At 43.6% G+C, this 18,038-nt stretch carries 21 protein-coding genes, 1 other RNA gene and 1 pseudogene; 10 read left to right on the forward strand and 13 right to left on the reverse strand.

The features are described from left to right. The first annotated feature begins 3 nt into the window (after nt 1–3). Together LNL84_RS01780 and LNL84_RS01785 are read left to right on the forward strand one after the other, a co-directional pair. Nucleotides 4–177 (forward strand): hypothetical protein, encoded by a 174-nt coding sequence (locus LNL84_RS01780; protein WP_170963342.1) that lies wholly within the window; start codon nt 4–6, stop codon nt 175–177. A gap of 1 nt (nt 178) precedes the next feature. After that, nucleotides 179–640: a DUF1643 domain-containing protein gene (locus LNL84_RS01785; protein WP_244354702.1), complete on the forward strand. Its 462-nt coding sequence runs from the start codon at nt 179–181 to the stop codon at nt 638–640. A 58-nt stretch (nt 641–698) separates the two neighbouring features. On the opposite strand, the pseudogene LNL84_RS01790 reads toward LNL84_RS01785, so the two are convergent. Then, nucleotides 699–1,193 (reverse strand): annotated as a pseudogene (locus LNL84_RS01790) (type I restriction-modification system subunit M N-terminal domain-containing protein); the annotation flags it as partial. 175 nt (nt 1,194–1,368) lie between these two features. On the opposite strand from LNL84_RS01790, the gene LNL84_RS01795 reads away from it, so the two are divergent. Further along, complete coding sequence (locus LNL84_RS01795; protein WP_244354703.1) at nt 1,369–1,767, forward strand: hypothetical protein; 399 nt, start codon at nt 1,369–1,371, stop codon at nt 1,765–1,767. Between the two features lie 122 nt (nt 1,768–1,889). Here the strand turns inward: LNL84_RS01795 and LNL84_RS01800 are convergent, their stop codons facing one another. Then, entirely contained in the window at nt 1,890–2,039 is a 150-nt protein-coding gene (locus tag LNL84_RS01800; protein ID WP_244354705.1) for a hypothetical protein, read from the reverse strand. A 76-nt stretch (nt 2,040–2,115) separates the two neighbouring features. On the opposite strand from LNL84_RS01800, the gene LNL84_RS01805 reads away from it, so the two are divergent. The 4 genes from LNL84_RS01805 (at nt 2,116) to LNL84_RS01820 (ending at nt 3,820) form a co-directional block, all read left to right on the forward strand. Beyond that, nucleotides 2,116–2,478, forward strand: coding sequence for an elongation factor Ts (locus LNL84_RS01805; protein WP_244354707.1), 363 nt, complete (start codon nt 2,116–2,118; stop codon nt 2,476–2,478). An 82-nt stretch (nt 2,479–2,560) separates the two neighbouring features. Beyond that, on the forward strand, nt 2,561–2,767 hold the full coding sequence (locus LNL84_RS01810; protein WP_244354709.1) for a hypothetical protein: 207 nt from the start codon (nt 2,561–2,563) through the stop codon (nt 2,765–2,767). Nucleotides 2,768–2,874: 107 nt separating this feature from the next. Beyond that, nucleotides 2,875–3,156, forward strand: a complete 282-nt coding sequence (locus tag LNL84_RS01815; RefSeq protein WP_244354711.1) for a hypothetical protein — start codon at nt 2,875–2,877, stop codon at nt 3,154–3,156. 7 nt (nt 3,157–3,163) lie between these two features. Beyond that, a complete protein-coding gene (locus tag LNL84_RS01820) occupies nt 3,164–3,820 on the forward strand; it encodes a DNA-methyltransferase (protein WP_244354713.1) in 657 nt (218 codons plus the stop codon). A 1-nt stretch (nt 3,821) separates the two neighbouring features. On the opposite strand, the gene hsdR is transcribed toward LNL84_RS01820, so the two are convergent. From hsdR to LNL84_RS01835, 3 genes are all read right to left on the reverse strand, one after another. Then, nucleotides 3,822–6,272, reverse strand: coding sequence for an EcoAI/FtnUII family type I restriction enzme subunit R (gene hsdR, locus LNL84_RS01825; protein WP_244354715.1), 2,451 nt, complete (start codon nt 6,270–6,272; stop codon nt 3,822–3,824). Nucleotides 6,273–6,410: 138 nt separating this feature from the next. Continuing rightward, nucleotides 6,411–7,796: a DEAD/DEAH box helicase gene (locus LNL84_RS01830; protein WP_244354717.1), complete on the reverse strand. Its 1,386-nt coding sequence runs from the start codon at nt 7,794–7,796 to the stop codon at nt 6,411–6,413. Then, nucleotides 7,796–8,335: a hypothetical protein gene (locus LNL84_RS01835; RefSeq protein ID WP_244354719.1), complete on the reverse strand. Its 540-nt coding sequence runs from the start codon at nt 8,333–8,335 to the stop codon at nt 7,796–7,798. The genes LNL84_RS01830 and LNL84_RS01835 overlap by 1 nt, the downstream gene beginning before the upstream one ends. Before the next feature lie 101 nt (nt 8,336–8,436). Between LNL84_RS01835 and LNL84_RS01840 the strand changes: the two genes are divergently transcribed. Beyond that, nucleotides 8,437–8,751, forward strand: a complete 315-nt coding sequence (locus tag LNL84_RS01840; protein ID WP_244354721.1) for a helix-turn-helix domain-containing protein — start codon at nt 8,437–8,439, stop codon at nt 8,749–8,751. Nucleotides 8,752–8,764: 13 nt separating this feature from the next. Here the strand turns inward: LNL84_RS01840 and LNL84_RS01845 are convergent, their stop codons facing one another. The 5 genes from LNL84_RS01845 to LNL84_RS01865 all read right to left on the reverse strand — a co-directional run bounded on the left by LNL84_RS01845 (nt 8,765) and on the right by LNL84_RS01865 (nt 13,433). Then, a complete protein-coding gene (locus LNL84_RS01845) occupies nt 8,765–9,748 on the reverse strand; it encodes a TniB family NTP-binding protein (RefSeq protein ID WP_341829445.1) in 984 nt (327 codons plus the stop codon). Between the two features lie 2 nt (nt 9,749–9,750). After that, the gene (locus tag LNL84_RS01850; protein ID WP_244354725.1) at nt 9,751–11,667 is read right to left on the reverse strand and encodes a transposase family protein; all 1,917 of its coding nucleotides are present in this window, start codon (nt 11,665–11,667) and stop codon (nt 9,751–9,753) included. 1 nt (nt 11,668) lies between these two features. Next, nucleotides 11,669–12,295 carry a Tn7 transposase TnsA N-terminal domain-containing protein gene (locus tag LNL84_RS01855; protein ID WP_244354727.1) on the reverse strand — a complete coding sequence of 209 codons (627 nt, stop codon included), beginning with the start codon at nt 12,293–12,295 and terminating at the stop codon, nt 11,669–11,671. Between the two features lie 119 nt (nt 12,296–12,414). After that, nucleotides 12,415–12,511: signal recognition particle sRNA small type (gene ffs, locus LNL84_RS01860), an RNA gene on the reverse strand. A gap of 181 nt (nt 12,512–12,692) precedes the next feature. After that, on the reverse strand, nt 12,693–13,433 hold the full coding sequence (locus tag LNL84_RS01865) for a VP0952 family biofilm-associated protein (RefSeq protein ID WP_244354728.1): 741 nt from the start codon (nt 13,431–13,433) through the stop codon (nt 12,693–12,695). A 52-nt stretch (nt 13,434–13,485) separates the two neighbouring features. On the opposite strand from LNL84_RS01865, the gene LNL84_RS01870 reads away from it, so the two are divergent. Beyond that, on the forward strand, nt 13,486–13,788 hold the full coding sequence (locus tag LNL84_RS01870; RefSeq protein ID WP_244354729.1) for an MGMT family protein: 303 nt from the start codon (nt 13,486–13,488) through the stop codon (nt 13,786–13,788). A 21-nt stretch (nt 13,789–13,809) separates the two neighbouring features. Here LNL84_RS01870 and LNL84_RS01875 read toward each other — a convergent pair whose 3' ends face one another. After that, nucleotides 13,810–14,235, reverse strand: a complete 426-nt coding sequence (locus LNL84_RS01875) for a YbaY family lipoprotein (protein ID WP_244354730.1) — start codon at nt 14,233–14,235, stop codon at nt 13,810–13,812. A gap of 221 nt (nt 14,236–14,456) precedes the next feature. On the opposite strand from LNL84_RS01875, the gene tesB reads away from it, so the two are divergent. Then, the gene (tesB, locus tag LNL84_RS01880) at nt 14,457–15,317 is read left to right on the forward strand and encodes an acyl-CoA thioesterase II (RefSeq protein WP_244354732.1); all 861 of its coding nucleotides are present in this window, start codon (nt 14,457–14,459) and stop codon (nt 15,315–15,317) included. Between the two features lie 66 nt (nt 15,318–15,383). Here the strand turns inward: tesB and LNL84_RS01885 are convergent, their stop codons facing one another. Together LNL84_RS01885 and LNL84_RS01890 are read right to left on the reverse strand one after the other, a co-directional pair. Then, complete coding sequence (locus tag LNL84_RS01885; protein ID WP_244354734.1) at nt 15,384–16,829, reverse strand: coniferyl aldehyde dehydrogenase; 1,446 nt, start codon at nt 16,827–16,829, stop codon at nt 15,384–15,386. Then, complete coding sequence (locus LNL84_RS01890) at nt 16,830–18,029, reverse strand: iron-containing alcohol dehydrogenase (protein WP_244354736.1); 1,200 nt, start codon at nt 18,027–18,029, stop codon at nt 16,830–16,832. It abuts the gene before it with no gap. Nucleotides 18,030–18,038: the final 9 nt, after the last annotated feature.

Here is an 18,038-nt window from a genome sequence, read left to right on the forward strand (position 1 = left end):
GAAATGAGATGCCCAACTTGTGAAAAGCATATTGGCTGGGACTGGCTAGAAGATGAATGCATCGAGCCAAACGAAGCCTTTGATTGTCCGCATTGCGATGAAACCCTGCGTTATGAAGTTGATGAAGGCACATACCTTGGTGCGCAGCACGTAACGATTGAAGTTGTGGATGATTGATATGAAGAAAACAGCAAAGCTATCAGATTGTCGTACTTATCGTTATGAGCTTTGGCGAACCTGGGATGAGTCAAAACCTTATGCAATGTTCGTCGGACTTAACCCATCGACGGCAGATGAAACAGAAGATGACCCTACCATTCGTCGCTGTATTAATTTCGCTAAGTCATGGGGGTATGGCGGTTTATGTATGGCCAACCTTTTTGCCTATCGAGCTACTCAGCCAGAAGACATGAAAAAAGCATCAGATCCAATCGGCGACAAAAATGATGAGACTCTAATTCTACTTGCCAAAAATGCAGGAGTAATTGTTGGTGCGTGGGGAAATGATGGTGTGTTTTTGAATCGTTCAGAAGAAGTTCGATCTTTGATTCCAGAGTTAAGCGTATTGAAGGTAAATAAATCAGGTGAGCCTGCTCATCCACTATATTTAAAATCGACTTTGACGCCTATTGAATGGTAACAATTTATGCTGCCAGTGGAAGGTGGCATTTAGACTGTAAAGAGGTAGATGGCATTATGTAGAACTCACCCGCATTACCTGCGCTTTGCAGATCTTTTAATATTTGTTCGTAAATATCACCAAACAGGTGACGCTCTGATGAATCAGTAAAGTCTATTTCATTCAGCTTGTTGATCACTTGGCGTAGTAGCGTGCCGTTTTTCATGTAGTTGAAGGCATCGCTAAACGCTTCTTTGGCTACAAAACCACGCGGGTTGAGATCAACCGGCGCGGTTAGGTTTTTCAGTTTATAGAACAAGTCGTCGTTTACGAACTCAAGCAGTGCTTCACCGGTGATACCTTCAGCATCTTGCGCCCAGTTGCGCCACAAGTATTGCTCAGGGATTGGGAATTTGTAGTCGTCCAGTTCTAGCTCTAACTCTTCCTCTTGAGCGTCAAACACTTTTAGAAAGAGCAACCAAGACATTTGACCAAGGCGCTGTGCATCACCGTCGACACCGGCATCTTTACGCATGATGTCTTGAATGGATTTTATAACTGAACTGATAGACATGGTTTTCTACTTATTAGACAACTGATAATTAGGCGAATTATAACAGAACTTGTCTCGAAAAAGTCTACCTAGGTCGATGAATGTGGCAACGCATTCGTGGTTTAATAGCTTTGTTTTTTATAAAACCATACACATAAATAAAACAATTTAATTAATCAAGCAGTTGACTATAGAAATGAAAATCGAATGCCCACATTGTCAGGAAGACAATCGCATTGAATTTGCCGAGAATATTTCGTGCAAAAAATGTGAAAAGAATTTTAAAGGTTTCAAGTTCAGTAAAAGAAAGTTGGTATCAGCAGGCTCTGCCTTGGTCATTGGCACCGTTGGTGGCTACGCCGTTAATAACAAATTCGATGAGGAGCGCTATCCACTGGAAGTGGAGTACGCGATTGTGGATACCTGCGTCAATTCATCCAAGAGCATGGTCTCAGTAAGCTGGTATGAAAATAAACGAGACGCCTGTTTATGTACATTGCGTAAAACAGAGCAAGATATATCTTACTCCGACTATAAATCTGATGAGGCGAGCTTCATTGCAAGTTTTCGGCATAACGCGAGAAGTTGTAGTTAAAGGAGGCGGCACAACACCGCCTCGCTAAGCATTAACGTTTAGGTGTATTACCACGACCAGGGCCAGATGGATTACCTGTTTTACTTGGGTAGTTCGGGTTTTGGTTGCTCATGATAATGCTCCTATTTGCCTTGTTTTTGGTTTTTTTCTGCTGCGCGCTGCGCTCGTCCAGCAAAATCCCCTTTCGGAACTTGGCCACCGTTTTTTTTCGCTGCATTCCCTTGAATACGAGCAGCGGCTTCTGGTGTCATTGGTGCTTTATTCTTAGACATGTTGTTTTCCTTTTTAACATTAATTTGAGGTGTCTTCGCTAAGACAAGGCAACAATAACGTAGAGGGTAGGGACAAATGGGGACATTACAGAAACAAGAGCAAATCCGCTCAATACTCAACACTCTTAACTGGAGTTACCGACAACTGGCTGAGGTGTTATATGAGGAGCTGTACTGCGACGCTTATCAAAATTTGGAAGATACCAACCCAGAAGATATCTCACTGTTTCATGAAGCCTTAAAAAAGCAATTAAAGCGCAAAACCACATCTGAAAAACGACTCGATGAATACTTAACAATAATCTCAGAACATCCAGATTTTTTAGCTGCGCGCCTTAATGTTATTGTCCCTAAATACCTAAAGCACCAGTGCTTAAATGAAAGCCTAGCGAATGAATTAAAAAATATATCAAGCTGGCTAGATAAAGACTCTAGCTAACAAAAACACTTCAACAGCATTGATTCCACAAGGTGCATATTCTAATCTGGCTCATATTCCCATGTTGCTAAAGGAATTTTGTATGTATAAAGGGCATTGGTATGATGTTTCAGGTAGAGAGCGAACTGATTTGAGAGCCATGACTTTAGACTTTGACTCACTAAAGCTCGCCGTAGATGAAGCCTTGAATGTTTTTCCAGAAACCCAATTAGTCGCCCTAAACGATAGGCTTGACTGGGGGCTAATTTCTATTGAGTCAACAAAACGCATGTTGATTTGCAATGACTAAGTACCCCCATATAACAACACACCCATATGTGGTTTGTTGCCTATATCACAGTTTGTTTAATAAGTCCGCAATATCATATAAGTTCAACATCAACCAAGGAGCTTTATATGACATGTAGTAATTGCAACAAACGTTTGAATATTGGCATGATCCATAAACGCGAGCCTCAAACAGGACGAAAATACAAATCATGCCCTCATTGCTCAGACGCAAACAACGGTGAACATGTATTCCACCCATATCCTTCTTCTTTTGGCAAAACTCCTGCTCGAATTTCAGCACGCAATCCAGAAGGCTATCAAAGCTACTGCATCGATTGTCGAAAATTAGATAAAGGCGTTCAGTCACAAACATATAGGAACGGAAAAACATGCAGCAGCCTAATCTAGGAACTCAATGAATTTATCTAAAACTGACGCTGTAAACTGGCTAACAACGCTCGATACTGCGAGCGTTGACCTGCTAATTACCGACCCACCGTATGAATCGTTGGAAAAACATCGAAAAATTGGGACAACCACTCGACTGAAAGTGAGTAAATCTTCAAGTAATCAATGGTTTGAAATTTTCCCCAATTCAAGATTCGAGGAGTTATTACAAGAAATATATCGAGTATTGAAGAAGAACGCCCACTTCTACCTTTTTTGTGACCAAGAAACAATGTTCGTGATTAAACCCATTGCCGAAAAAGTAGGATTCAAATTTTGGAAACCTATTGTTTGGGATAAGGTCTGTATTGGTATGGGTTACCATTACCGAGCTAGGCATGAGTACATTCTGTTTTTCGAAAAAGGGAAAAGAAAACTTAACGACCTAAGCACTCCAGACATCTTGACCTACAAGCGAGTTTACAAAGGCTACCCCACAGAAAAGCCCGTCGATTTACTGGAGGTTCTAGTTAATCAAAGTAGCTCAGAGGGGGATTTAGTCGTTGACCCCTTTTTTGGCTCTGGCTCAACGTTAATCGCAGCAAACAATTTGAAAAGAGAAGTTAAAGGGAATGATATTTCCGACGCTGCTCATGAGTATTTCGAGCAGCGCGGTAAATTCTGATTTATGCAGATTGATAAATTGCCGCTTCCAAATCGTGTACAGCCTCTAAATATTGAGGCTTACCACCAAATCCTTTCTTGATGATTTCAAGCGGCCTGCCCATTTCATCAAAAGGCTTCACTTTTAGAACATGTATATTTTCAATCTCTTGCACACCTTCATCGGCATATTTATCAAGCAAATTGCTTAGTACCTGTTGCGCGGTATCACCGTATTTAGTGAAGTAATTCCGCTTTTTAACATTCTCTGCACGTTCTTTACGAGTTAACGCGGGTTGGTCGTAGACTACGTGACAAATCATATCGAATGGGTCCATGTCTTTCCCCACTTCATCTTCCAACGCTTCCCACAGAATGCCTGCTTCCGCGAGTTCATCTATGATGGCTTGCTTACGCTCTGAGTCATTCCAACGCTTGGTAAACTCATCCAGTGATGAAAACTGCTTCACCATGGTTTTGCGGGTGTAGTCTTTAAATGACTCAGTCACAAGCTTTCCGTCTGAGTCGTAATACTGAACACGTTCGGCCAAGGCTTTCACCGCTACGCCGTTGACATGGAATTTTCGAACTCGGTTGTCATCGTCCCAATCATCACTGCTTTCACCACTTTCAGTTGAGCTTCCTTCGGAACCTGCATCATAAGTCGGTTCTGGCTCTTGGATTGAATCTGGGTCGATATCTTCATCACCAAATGGATTATCAGCGTCTACGTCATCAACACCATCGATGATGTCATCTAAGTCTTCGTCATCTTCAAACTGTTCTGGTGTGGTGACTTTTACGCGCTCTGGTGTGCCGTCAAAACGCTCATCAGCGAACAGCTCTGTCGCTTTTTTGAAATCTAGGATGGTAAACCAAAGCTTGCCGTAGCGATCATCGATACGGGTTCCACGACCAATGATTTGCTTAAACTTGGTCATAGACTGAATCCCTTGATCAAGCACCACGAGCTTACAGGTTTTAGCATCAACCCCCGTGCTCATTAGCTCAGACGTCGTCGCTATGACTGGGTATTTCTTTTTCGGGTTGATGAAGTTATCTAGCTGAGCTTTGCCGATTTCATCATCCCCAGTAATTTTCATCACGTACTTTTCGTTTTTCTTCACTTGCTCTGGGTTTAGGTTAACCAAAGCACGGCGCATTCGTTCGGCGTGGTCAATGTCATTACAGAAGACAATGGTCTTTGAAATTGGGTCGGTACGTTTTAAGTAATTTGTGATGGTTTGAGCCACTAATTCAGTACGCTCATCTATCACCATGGTGCGATCAAAATCTTTCTGATTGTAGATACGGTCTTCAATCACTTCGCCGTGTTTATCGGTTTGGCCTTTAGTTGGTCGCCACCCTTGTACATCGACATCAATATCCACGCGCACCACCTTGTATGGCGCTAAGAAGCCATCTTCAATCCCTTCTTTTAACGAATAGGTGTAAACAGGGTCACCAAAATACTCAATGTTTGAAACTTCGTCGGTTTCTTTTGGCGTTGCAGTTAAACCCACTTGGGTAGCCGAGCCAAAGTATTCAAGGATTTCGCGCCAAGCGCTGTCTTCTGATGCACTGCCTCTATGGCACTCATCGATGATGATAAGATCGAAGAAGTTTGGATCGACCTGTTTATAAGCCTTTTGCTCTTCTTCTGGGCCAGTAAGCGCTTGGTACAAAGCCAGATGGACCTCAAAAGCAGGGTCAACTTTTCGCCCTGTTATCTTTGTCATCGCTGTGCCGAACGGCTGGAAGTCATTGGTTTTTGTTTGGTCGACTAGGATGTTTCTATCGGCTAAAAATAGAATCCTTTTTTTAGCTTTTGCTTTCCATAATCGCCAAATGATTTGGAAAGCGGTATAGGTTTTACCTGTGCCTGTCGCCATCACTAATAAGATTCGATCTTGTCCTGCGGCGACGGCTTCAACGGTCTTATTAATGGCTTGAAGCTGATAATAACGCGGTGATTTACCGCTGCCATCATCATGGTAGTCTTGGGTAATAACAGGCAAATGTTCGGTTTTATAGCCTTTCCAAATGCAGTATTTATCCCATAGCTGTTGAGGGGTAGGAAAATCTTCTAATCGAATCTCGGTTTCTAATTGAGTCGGATTCGTTTTATCGTAGAAAATAAAACCATCGCCATTGGACGCAAATATAAATGGCACTTCTAAAAGGCGGGCATAGTCCATCCCTTGCTGCATACCTTTGCCAACTTCATGCTTATTCGCTTTTGCTTCAATGACAGCAAGCGGCATACTTGGTTTATGGTATAAAACGATGTCGGCCGATTTTACTTTTTTACGAGCGGCAGCTTGGCCTCGAACAATCACCTTACCATCGCGCAGCTTCACTTCCTGGCGAATCTGTGTCATATCATCCCAGCCCGCGTCTTTAATAGCAGGTAGAATAAACTTGGTGATGATATCGGTTTCGGTTAGCTTTGCTTTATTAATGTTCGTAACCATGCTGCAGACTCGAAGAAACGTATTGATGAACCAGTATATAACAAAGTTCATATCAAACTGAATGTATTACCTTTAGAGTCATCGTGTTATTTGTACTCTAGCTCACACTTTGGCCGCGAATGTCCTAGGCTAACCATTTCACAACCTATCAAAAAATGCTGAAATGACACGTTGCTTAAACTGACCAAGTTTCAATTCCTCTTGTGATAGAGCTAAGCTAGATAATCCCTCTGGCTGTACTTCTAAGTCGCGCCAGTTGAGTTGGGATCTATCCGTTTGAAATGGATTCTTGCCAGTAGTTGTACTTAGGTTATCTTTTGGCTCAGCTGTGAAATGATTTAACTCCTTTGTGTTTTGCTTTAAATACGTGCACGTATCTGGAATATCTTGCTCAATTCGTTCTGCAAACCCAATTAGACTTTCTTCGGCAAAGGTGAATAGCCATGCTTCTTGATTTGGAGCCGTATTCACTCGCAAAATTCGCCCTAACACCTGCCTAAAATACAACTCGGTTTTTACCGCGCTCATATGACAACATACTTGCAACCTAGGGACATCAGTACCTTCACTGATCATTCCAACACTCACTATCCACTGGGTATTAGAATGACGAAAGGCTTCTATCTCTTCTAACGGGTTCTCATGCTGATAAGTCACAATACAAGCCGACTGGCCAAAGTGTTGAATGAGTAATGATTGAATGTGTTTGGCATGCTGCACAGAGGCGGCGACGATCAACCCTCCGGCTTGGGGGGAGCACAAGCGTATCTCGGCAAGTTTCCGACACCCTAATTCAAGTAAATAGTTCATCGCCGCTTCGTTTTGAATCACGCTCCGGTATGAAATGTTGGATTGTTTAATCAACTCTAAAATAGAGGCGAATTTTTTGATTTCAGTGCCTTCCGTTAGTGAAAGGTGCTCACTATCGACTAATACAATTTTAGGGGCGCGACACACTTTCTCCTGAACGGCGCGTTTTAGTCCATATTGATAATCACACAAGAACTTCCCATCAGGGTCAGTATATTCTGCCATCGCAATAGGCACACTGTCGGAGCGCCAAGGCGTTCCGGACAGTGCTAATGTATAACGAGCCAAACCTTGAATTTTTGTGAGGATTTGTTCACCCCAAACATTGGAACGACCTTCTTCATCAAAAGAACAATGGTGAATTTCATCAAACACAACAAGCACGCGGTACTTCCTGATTGTGTTCCAAAACGCATCGTCTAAAAAGCGGATAGACTGGTAAGTATAGGAAGCTCCCATCGCTCCCATGCCACCATCAAAAGAGCAGTCTAAATACCGAGAGAATGTCTCTTTAATCCCAAGCGCTACGGTGGAGGATGGCGAAAAGCAAAGTACTAAGTCGATTTTATCTTCTTGGATTAAACACTTCGTTAGTTCCGCTGCCATTACCGTTTTTCCCGCACCTGGGGTTGCCTGACAGAAAAAGTTTCGCCCGCCACTGCGGTATTTATCTAGGGCTGCTTCTACACAATCAGACTGCCATTGCCTTAACATTACGCAGCTACCTTAAACGTGGAGGCTTTTAGTACTTTCGACAATGCGTTGATACTACCGAGTAGTTTTGCTGAACCCTCCTTTGCCTCTGTTAACATTGGCAGAAACAACGCCTTTTCTTTCGGAAAACGTTTAATGAGAGACTGATACTCTTCCACTTCACCAAGTACAATCGCAAGCTCCCCCTCATATCGCCTCTTTTCTTCCACTAATGTTTTTAAATCCGTAGTGCTTTCTAAAGCGGATACTTTGCGAGGTTTGGACAGTTCTTTTTTATCGCGAGGAGTGAATGAGTGTGACAAAAATGACTCGGTTTTGGTGTACCTTTTCACGCCGCTCAATACCTTTGATATTAGCCAACCTTTTCGTTCATATGTCCAGATCTGTCTGTATACGTATCTTCTCGCCTCCTCATGGTTTTTGAACTCTGAGGTTGTTGCCATCAATGCATCTCTCGCTTCTGTCACTGAGAAAGCATTCATCTCTTTTTTAATCAATAAGTTAAACATATGGGTGTTGATTTTGGTCTTTTGTTTCATTTGGACATCTACATAACTAAAAACTTAGGATTGCTAAGTATACAAAAATCAGTAAAACTTAGACAATCTAAGTTATCGAAAGGTTGAAAAGAAATGTCTAAGTGCAAAAAAACAACCCAATCCCCGCGAGGCTCAAAGCTGCGCGTAAAAAAGCCAAAATCACCCAAAAAGATTTAGGGGTGAAAATCGGTATGGAACAAAGTTCGGCAAGTGGCCGCATGAATCATTACGAAAAAGGTAGGCATGTACCGGATATTGGTACGCTTGAACGTATGGCTGAAGAGTTAGATGTTCCGCTGAATTACTTCTTCTGTAGGAATGAATTGAGTGCAGAGTTGGCGTGTGCAATTGATAAGATGAGTGATGATGAGAAGTCAGCCCTCTTAGAAAAGCTGACACAATCTAGTCTGCTCTAAGTAAGAGTTTTAACTAGCCCACAAGTTGCTGTATCGACAATTTGCTAAACACCTGCTGAACAAAACGAAGTTCACCAGTGTCTGCATCAGTTACGTAATTTTCATAAGAAGCTATTTGCTCTATGGTTAGTTCATCTATTTCCACAGTGAAAGGGTTCGTATCTATAGAACCGTTAATTCTCTCGTAGACAGCAGCAAAGTCATCCTCGCCAATACAATGCTTATTTTTCTCCAAAGCGATCTCTAATGCGGCAGCAATTAACTCTTTGATTTCGCCGAGCACACCTTTGCTTGCCGCTAACAATCTCATAGCGAAATCGACGTCTCCCAAAGGTACTTTGAGTGGCAAGGGCACTGTCTTTTCTAGAGCTTGTAAAACACCTAAATAGTTGTCAATTGATGACTCATCCGTGATTTTAATGTAGGGGAGTGTGCGTCGAACCATAATCCGTCTGTTCCACTGAGAATCTTCCAAAATTAGCTCGGCACTATGAAGTCCTACAAAAACAATTGGCAAGCGACACTCGTCACTAATCATCTTAAGGCGATCTCTGATATCTTGCCTCTGAGCGTGACTAGCGCGTTCAAACAACTCTTGGCACTCCTCAATCACTAAAAGCTTAAGCCCAATCCTTTTCGATGTATCAATCACACAATCCGTTAAACCAATCTCTGAAGGCTTAGCTCTACTATTTCTATAAGCGCCAAGCTCTTTAGCCATCCATAATAAAGTTTCCAGTAACGTGGGTCTTACACGAGTTATAAGGACTTCATTCCTTGATAAGTTGTTCTCAATGTAGTAATTAAGAGTGGCTGATTTTCCTGCCCCAGTACCTGCCATCAGAAGCATCGATGGCGCAAAAGATCCAAACTTTCTACGCCTCATTATCCAGTCCAGGCCGGAGAAAACTTTTTTAACTTCTGGGTAAATTGAAAATGAGTCGTGATAGTTTGCTAAAACTTGATCCCGAGCCAAATTCCTTTTCGCTGTTATCACATTTATGTCCTTAGATTTCTACGCTCATTCCATATAGCTCTGAAGCTCTCTAGCGGTGTTGTGTCCGAGCTTTTTTCCGACTCTGCGACCGTTGTGTTTGGTTTAGGTGTTCTATCACTAAGTTTGGAGTGAGGGGTGTCACTATTGATACTCGATACTTCTGCCACTTTTTTGGTAGATTTCGCTTTTCGTTTACGCTCAGAATGCGTTAACTGCATTAAGTCTGCTTGTTCTGACTCGATTCGGTCATGCAGAGCAAGTCGAGCTTTTGCTAATGACAGTACATCCATTTCTCCTTTTATATAGGTTCTATGAGCCGCCAAAATCTTTTCATGTTCGCAAACGCTCAATCTGACGGTGTAACCAATTGGATCCTTACTTGGAACCTTCACATACCCTTGAAGCTCCTCGAGGTATACGTAGATAGAGGATAAATCATCTGGGTCTACTTTTATTTTCTTTTTCAACGACTCATTTGTTTGGGGGTAGCTCTTCCGATAATCAGACAACGCTACACAATCATACTCTATGTGCATGAACTTAATGCCTTTATCAGTCAGCTTTCGATGGTGAAGAATCCCCATAACGACACTAAATGCTTGCTCCTGATCGGGTAAGAGTTTAAGCGGTGGCAAAACGTCATAGCTTTGTTTCCAATAAAGGTTTGGTATTCTCTTGTGACGACTATCAGCATTAACATTGTGCACGTCTACTATCCAACGATGGAATTCTTCTACAAAGGTACTAAAACGCATAACTGCATCTTTTTCTGGTTTGTAGTCTTCTTTTTCCAGCACGTTGGAGAATGTTTTACCCGGCACCCAACCAACAATCCCTTGAACAATTTCACCAAATTTACGTTCAACAAATGGCTTTAACCATGGTTTGCGAACCTTGTTATAAACGACATTTATCCCAACCTCCAAACATGCATCCTCCCAACTTTTTGACCAAAATTCAGCACCGTTGTCGACCACCAAGTTCTCGATTTTCCCTTCGCAAAGCCACTCATTGTTGAATGAAATAGGCATCTCAGAAATATAGCTCTTACTTTTTGTCGCATGAATAACTGCTCTGGATGCCGAAACATAACTAGGAGCTTTAAAGCCTAGATGAAAGCCGATTATGCACCCACTAAAAACATCTACGAGCAGTGTCAAATGTGCCCTACCTAAAGGCACCATGAGGTCATCATGCAATAGAATCAAATCCAAGGGGGTGTGATCCATTTCAACTCGCTCCAAAATTCGAGTCGGCATATCCACAGATTGATAATAGTTATAGAGCTTATCTGCGTAGTATTTACCATGCCGAGCGAGCGCGACGCTGTATGGCTCCTCTTTGCGAATACGATTCTTGAATGTTTCATATGAGACTGTCGGTATTTTTCCGGCGACTATCTTATCGTTAGCTACAGTGATCCTGTCGCTGTAAAAGTTGAATGCCGCTCTGATCGACTGTCGCCTTGCGTCTAGAAACATCTTCAAAGCTTCATCATAATATTTTTCATCGCCAATAACTCTTGCCTTTCTGTTACCTTTAAGGTGGTTTTTATCGACCAAGCTAGTAAAACTACCATTCGAGTCAACAAATGAATTATGCCAACGTTGCAGTGATTTATAGCTAGGTTTCTTGGTAAGATGTGTTTTGGTGAAGTGTTTTTCAATTAGAGGGTTGAGGTTTTTAGGAGTCCAACCTCCGCTCAGTTCATTCGCAACTAAGCATAACAATTTATATCTTTCGAGCGCTTTGCTCTTCTGTTCCTCAGGATATGAAGAGAGGTCTCGCTCAATGATTTGTGTCGACTGTAATCTCGAGTACTTGAGACGTTCAGTCTGAGTTTCAGGCAAAAGTTCATGTTTAATTTCAGAATCTTCGTTGTACTCAGGCTCAAACTCGTCATGGAATCGACCAACCATATTAGCTCACCGAAACAATTGTTCTTTCACTCAACTTAGCTATGTCTAAATCAACACTGGCCCTTCCTACGGCAATCAGTCTTAAAACAGAAGCGAACACCCGACCAACGGATTCGCCAATTGAGACTGCTAGATCACTGATTTTCACTGTTTCCAGTGAAATCAAATAAGAATGCACTTTGATTGCAAGCTCATCGCCTGCGATACATCCACTATACCGATGTACTAACTCTGAGTTTTTGAGAAAGTACCCATCTCTAATTTGCTTATCGGTCACCAAAACAAGACCAAATCCTCTTCGGTTGGCAGCCTCTCTACGAGCAGCAAATTCTTGTTTAAATGTCTTTGATAACGTTTTCGAGTGTGGTTTGACTTCCACATACTTGAATGTACCGTCAACATAGGTGACGAGAAAGTCAGGAGTGTAAGGGCGCTTTTTCCCATGGAAGTGATAGTAGAAACCCTCTGGCTGAGATTCGTACTGAACTACGTCTGGATCATATTCAAAATGATAGCAGCAATCTTTCTCCAGACTACCCTCACACATGACAGCATCTCGGTTTTTGAGACTCGAGAATTTGTAGATGTTCTTGTTAGGCGATGGCTTGCGAAGATTACGAATGTACATATGCGTCCCTTTTGTTGTAACAAAACAACCAAAATAAGCTTAGGACACTTTATGGGTTTTAAAAGGAAAAGTTATGGTTTTATTGGGACAGGTTATGATTTTAACAACAAGAAGGGTGGAAGCCCCAGCCACATCCCGGCACACAAGTCATCCGCTGCGGCTGCTTCCTTCCGGACCTGACCGAGTTCACGAACTATTGTTGCGGGAGGACCAGAGCCTCCATAGATTCTTTTTCTTGCGGCGATGCCGTAAGAGTGGAAGGATTATCAAACATCCCCAGAATGATTGCAAGAACAATCCCACCATTTTTCAAGCAAAGTGGTTTAACTGATTAAGCATTGGGCAATTAGGCCGCCCGATACCAGATCGAGCGGCGCTTTCTTGTTGAAATAAGGGATCAAACTTCTTTATGTTCGCTATCAACGGTCAGGATGTAATCTGTCATCCATGCGGTTCCCAATAGGCATAACCAAACCACAAAAACCGGCCTAGGTACCTCGATTCCAGGGAACACAACAAGAGCCGCAAAGCCAACAGATGGTAGTGTCCAGCACAGCAGTTTATTAAAGCTGAATGTTTTTAAGCGAGATAGACTTTCCATCGACGCAATCATCCCTGTTAGACACAGGGCCACTAACGCTGCGTAAGGTAAGCCTGCTGCCCATATCGGTATCACAAGCGCCAAAGACCACCAGCTGTGCTGATTTGAGCCTTTCCAATTTCTTGCCGCATACCAGGCAACAAAAACAGCGAATGACTGCACGAGTGTCACCATAGGTGTACCGCCGAGTTTTCCGGCTGCTTGAGTACTCATAATGCCAACATTCAGGGTCACCACGATCAGCGCAACAATTGCCACAACCCAAAGGTTACTGCGCCTTGAGAACATGACCATAAAGATCGGGACCAACACCCAAACGGCAACAGACATAGTGATTGGTTGCAAAGGCAGTGTAAGGCCAAAAACGACCATAGCGGCCAACAACATTAGCCCTGCTATACCGCCTTGTGGAAGGATCCATAATGCGGGTATCATGGTGGCTAATACGGGGATATCACCTGCCGATAAGCTAATTGCCCGAGCGCAAATAACCGCTAAGAAAGCCGTGATAAAGAACTGAAAAATTGAAAATACCATAGCTCTCTCCTTATACCGATCCGTGGTAAATATGAACTAGGACAGTTTCAGTATGGACCAATTCACCACACAAATCTTTGCTGTAATTCACCAAATTCCAATTGGAAAAGTAGCAACCTATGGCCAAGTCGCCAAAATGGCGCAATACCCAGGCTATGCAAGGCATGTTGGCAAAGCGTTAAGCCAATTACCTGAAGGCACAAAACTGCCCTGGCATCGGGTCATTAACAGCAAAGGAGAGATATCACTAAAAGGGGAAGACTTCTTACGCCAAAAAACTCGGCTTGTGGAAGAAGGTATAGAGATCAGTATAAAAGGGAAGATTTCACTAAAAAAATACGCCTGGCAGCCCTAAAGACCGCCAGGCATCAGGTTGTTACTGACCGCTGATTCCTTTGAGCATCAACGCCACTTGTTTGGTTTTCGCTTCATCGGTAATCACACTGTAATTGGTGTCGGTGATAAAACGAAGTTTGCCGTCAATTTCAATTCGAGCACTCACACTGTAACGGTGTCGGCTATCAATCTCGGCGGCGTCGTAACTCAGTTCGAAATCAAAAGGAACCTGCTCTCCATCTGTCGAAAATGTCTGCTTAGCCAATACGATTGCTGGAGCATCCGCCAAAGAAATGTCCTGCAGAGATATGGTCACAACCGCATTCGGTGGTAATGCTATTCGTTCACGATAAGCAACTGTGCCTTTTACCGATTCCATCTGACTCTCCGGCGCGGGTTGAGAAGTACAGCCCACTAAAATGATCCCTAAAACCACAGACATCAACGCAACTAGTGCCTTTTTCATACAGCCTCTCTTTAACTTCACTTTACTTTACTTTGAGTAACGACAAATGATTCACCCATAGAATACCTATTAAAGATAACAGATGTTTGACGCTATGCAGCATTAAAAACGCTCTGTTTTCCAAAGCCTTTCATGAATGCCTACATTTTAACTACTGCTTGACGATCAAAGCGACAAATCCCAAACTAGTAGTGTCCGACAGTTACAATAAGAAGATTTATATGAGCAAACCGTTACGAGAATTATTAGAGTTACTTCAGTTAGAACCTTTAGAACAAGGATTGTTTCGGGGCCAGAGCGAACACCTTGGATTACCGCAAGTTTATGGTGGACAAGTCATTGGCCAGGCCTTATCGGCCGCTCGATATACGGTTGAAGAAGACCGAACTGTCCATTCCTTTCATAGTTATTTTTTGCACTCTGGCGATCCAGAAAAGCCGATTATCTATGATGTCGAAAACCTAAGAGATGGTCGTAGCTTTAGCACACGACGCGTTAAAGCGATTCAAAATGGCCGTCCGATATTCTATTTGACCGCAAGTTATCACGGAGACGCACCTGGTTTTGAGCACCAAAATACCATGCCTGAGGTTAGCGGCCCTGAGAACTACGTTTCAGAATCAGAACTGGCGGCGCGCATCGCCGACTTTTTACCAGAGAAGATCCGCGAAGTTTTCTGTAGCGAAGAAGCTATCGAGGTTCGCCCGGTGACGGTGATCAACCCTCTGAAACCAGAAAAAGCCGAGCCTACGCAAAAGCTTTGGATTCGCGCCAATGGTGAAGTGCCTGACAGCCCACTGATTCATCAATACCTTTTAGGTTATGCGTCTGACTGGCGATTTTTGACAACGGCACTGCACCCGCATGGTGTGTCTATCATGACGCCTAAATTCCAACTGGCGACGATCGATCACTCGATGTGGTTCCACCGTCCAGTGAAAATTGACGAGTGGCTGTTGTATTGTATCGACAGCCCAAGTGCCAGCAATTCACGCGGTCTGGTGCGCGGCGAAATATACAACCAAAAGGGTGAGCTGGTTGCTTCAACCATGCAAGAAGGCGTCATGCGCTTCGCAAAATAATGCTAAATATAAGAAACCGATAAAAAAAGCGCTTTTCAAAGCGCTTTTTTTGTTTAAGGAGTCTGGTTACTTGGACCGCTCAGGCAAGTGCAGTTTTCGGTTAACAAGAAAGTTCACCATTCTTTTGGCAAAACCGCTGTATGGCGGCAACAATAGCGAGCTGAACGTAACCGAAGATTGATGCATAACCGGCTTCATTTTTGAGAGTGATTCAAAGCCATCTCGGCCATGGTAGTTACCAATACCGCTTGCCCCTACCCCGCCAAATGGCAAGTCGTGCTGCGCAACGTGAACCATCACGTCATTAATCGCTACGCCACCAGAAATGGTGCTATGAAGCACTTCCTGTTTTACCGCTTTGTCATTGGTAAATAAATACAATGCCAGTGGCCTATCACGTTCACCTATATACTGGTATACCTCATCCAGGCTCTTGTAAGTCACAATCGGTAATATCGGACCAAAAATTTCTCGTTGTAACACTGTCATGTCATCTGTGGGGTTAACCACAAGATGGATCGCCATCTGACGAGTCTGGTCGTTCGGCTCACTTTTAGGCAGCAAGTTGATGACATCAGCCCCTTTTTCTTTGGCATCCTCTAATTTGCTCATCAAACGTTCATACGACGGTTCATCGATAATAGACGTCAGCTCAGTGACCTCTTTTTTGGCAAAGCGCTTCGCAATAATGGCCTTTGCGAGTTTGATGGTTTCTTCCAAGCTTTCTTCAGGAATCAACAGGTAATCTGGTGCAACACAGGTTTGGCCACTGTTGTAGCTTTTGCCCCCAAGAATACGAGACAGTGCTTTTTTCAATGGATAGTCTTTAGCAACAATGGCTGGAGACTTACCACCAAGTTCAAGCGTTACAGGCGTTAAGTTCTCTGCCGCTGCAGCCATGACTTTTTTACCTGTCGCCGTTGAGCCGGTAAAAATGAGGTGATCAAATGGTAGCCGCGCAAAGGTCGGGCCTGTGTCTCCGGTTTCTGCCACAAAACAGATTTCGGTTTGATCGAACTCCTGAGCAAAGGCATTAGCTAGCACACGGCACAATCGCTGGGAGTTTTCTGACATCTTCACCATGATTCGGTTGCCTGCCGCCATCGCCGTCACCATTGGAGAGATGGCTAACATCAACGGGTAGTTCCAAGGCACCATAATGCCAACAGAGCCCAGCGGTTGCGGAATCAAGCGGTTCTTGGCTGGCTTAAACCAAATTGAGGTTGAACGCCTTTTCGGCTTCATCCACTTCGACAGTTTTTTGCGTGCATCTACCGCACTCTCTATTGAAGTAAACACTTCCAACAAACTTGTCTCTGTGACGGTACGAGAGCCAAAGTCTTCATGGATAGCCTGACAGATTTCGCTTTGATGCTGCTTTAATATGCGCTCCAGTTTGTGCAAGTTGTCCACGCGCACTTCTTTACTCATAAAGGGGTCTTGCTTATAAGCGTGTTTCTGGCGCAGCAAAATTTCATCCAGCTCTGAAGCGGTAAACTCTACTTGGGTCATTTAATGCTCTCCATTAGGAAGTAACTTAACGAGTAATTCTTGGCATTGTTTATTAGACATCACAACAGGAACTGGATACTCACCAAACGCCTCACCAATCGCTTGCTTGGCAATATCCGCGATATCATATTCTTGCAACTCCTTTACTGTACTGGCTATACCCAAACTGCGCAGTAACATTTCGATCTTCTCAATAAACTGACTCACGATATCGGATTGAGGCTCTAGCGCGATATCATCACAGAAATGTGCGGCCAACTCACGCAATCTCACAGGGTTCTGTTCGGCGATAAATCGTAGAACTTGAGGCAACACGATAGCATTAGCTTGCCCATGCGGCACATGGTAAAAAGCGCCAAGTTGGTGAGCAATTGCATGAACATAACCTATATAGGTACGAGTAAAAGCGACACCCGCATCAAAACTGGCTTTGGCCATTTTCTCTCTTGCCTGAATATCAGAGCCATTTTCAACCGCTTTCGGTAAGTATTCAAGTATTGCCTGAATAGCCCCGATACTGAGCGCTTTTGTGTAGGAATTTGCGTAACCGCTCAGATAGGACTCGATAGCATGGGTTAAGGCATCAATACCGGTTTCTGCGGTGACTCGCACAGGCAAGCCAATCATCAGTTCGGCATCTAGAATGGCGACTTTGGGGACCAGGAACGGATCGGCGATCGCCAGCTTTTTCCTGGCCACTTCATCACTCACAACGGCCGCGGCCGTGGTTTCAGAACCCGTGCCAGCAGTGGTTGGAATGGCAATAATAGGCATAAGCGGCCTGTGAACCCGGAACAGGCCAGTAAGCCTGGCAACATCTTTTCCGGTTCTTACTGACGCAGCAATAGCCTTAGCACAGTCCATAGGAGATCCGCCACCAAGAGCAATAATGCCATCGCATTGATGCTCACAGTAGACATTGACTCCCTCTCGCACCACATCAAAATTGGGATCGGGTACGACATCGTCGTACATTGCAAATGGAATTGAACTGCGTTGCAGAGAAGAAATCACCTTCTGCGCAATACCTAGCGACACTAAGGCATTGTCAGTCACAATAAGAGGTTTGCTAACGCGATATTGTTGGCACAACTCCCCTACCTTCGCTACCGAACCAGCGCCCTCGACGCAATGAGGAGTCGACACAGGGACCATTTTTATAAATGGTTTTTTCACTCCCACTAACAGCTGATGCAACATGATGACAGT

The sequence above is a fragment of the Vibrio gelatinilyticus genome (genome assembly GCF_022836845.1).
In the GTDB taxonomy this organism is placed as follows: Bacteria; Pseudomonadota; Gammaproteobacteria; order Enterobacterales; family Vibrionaceae; genus Vibrio; species Vibrio gelatinilyticus.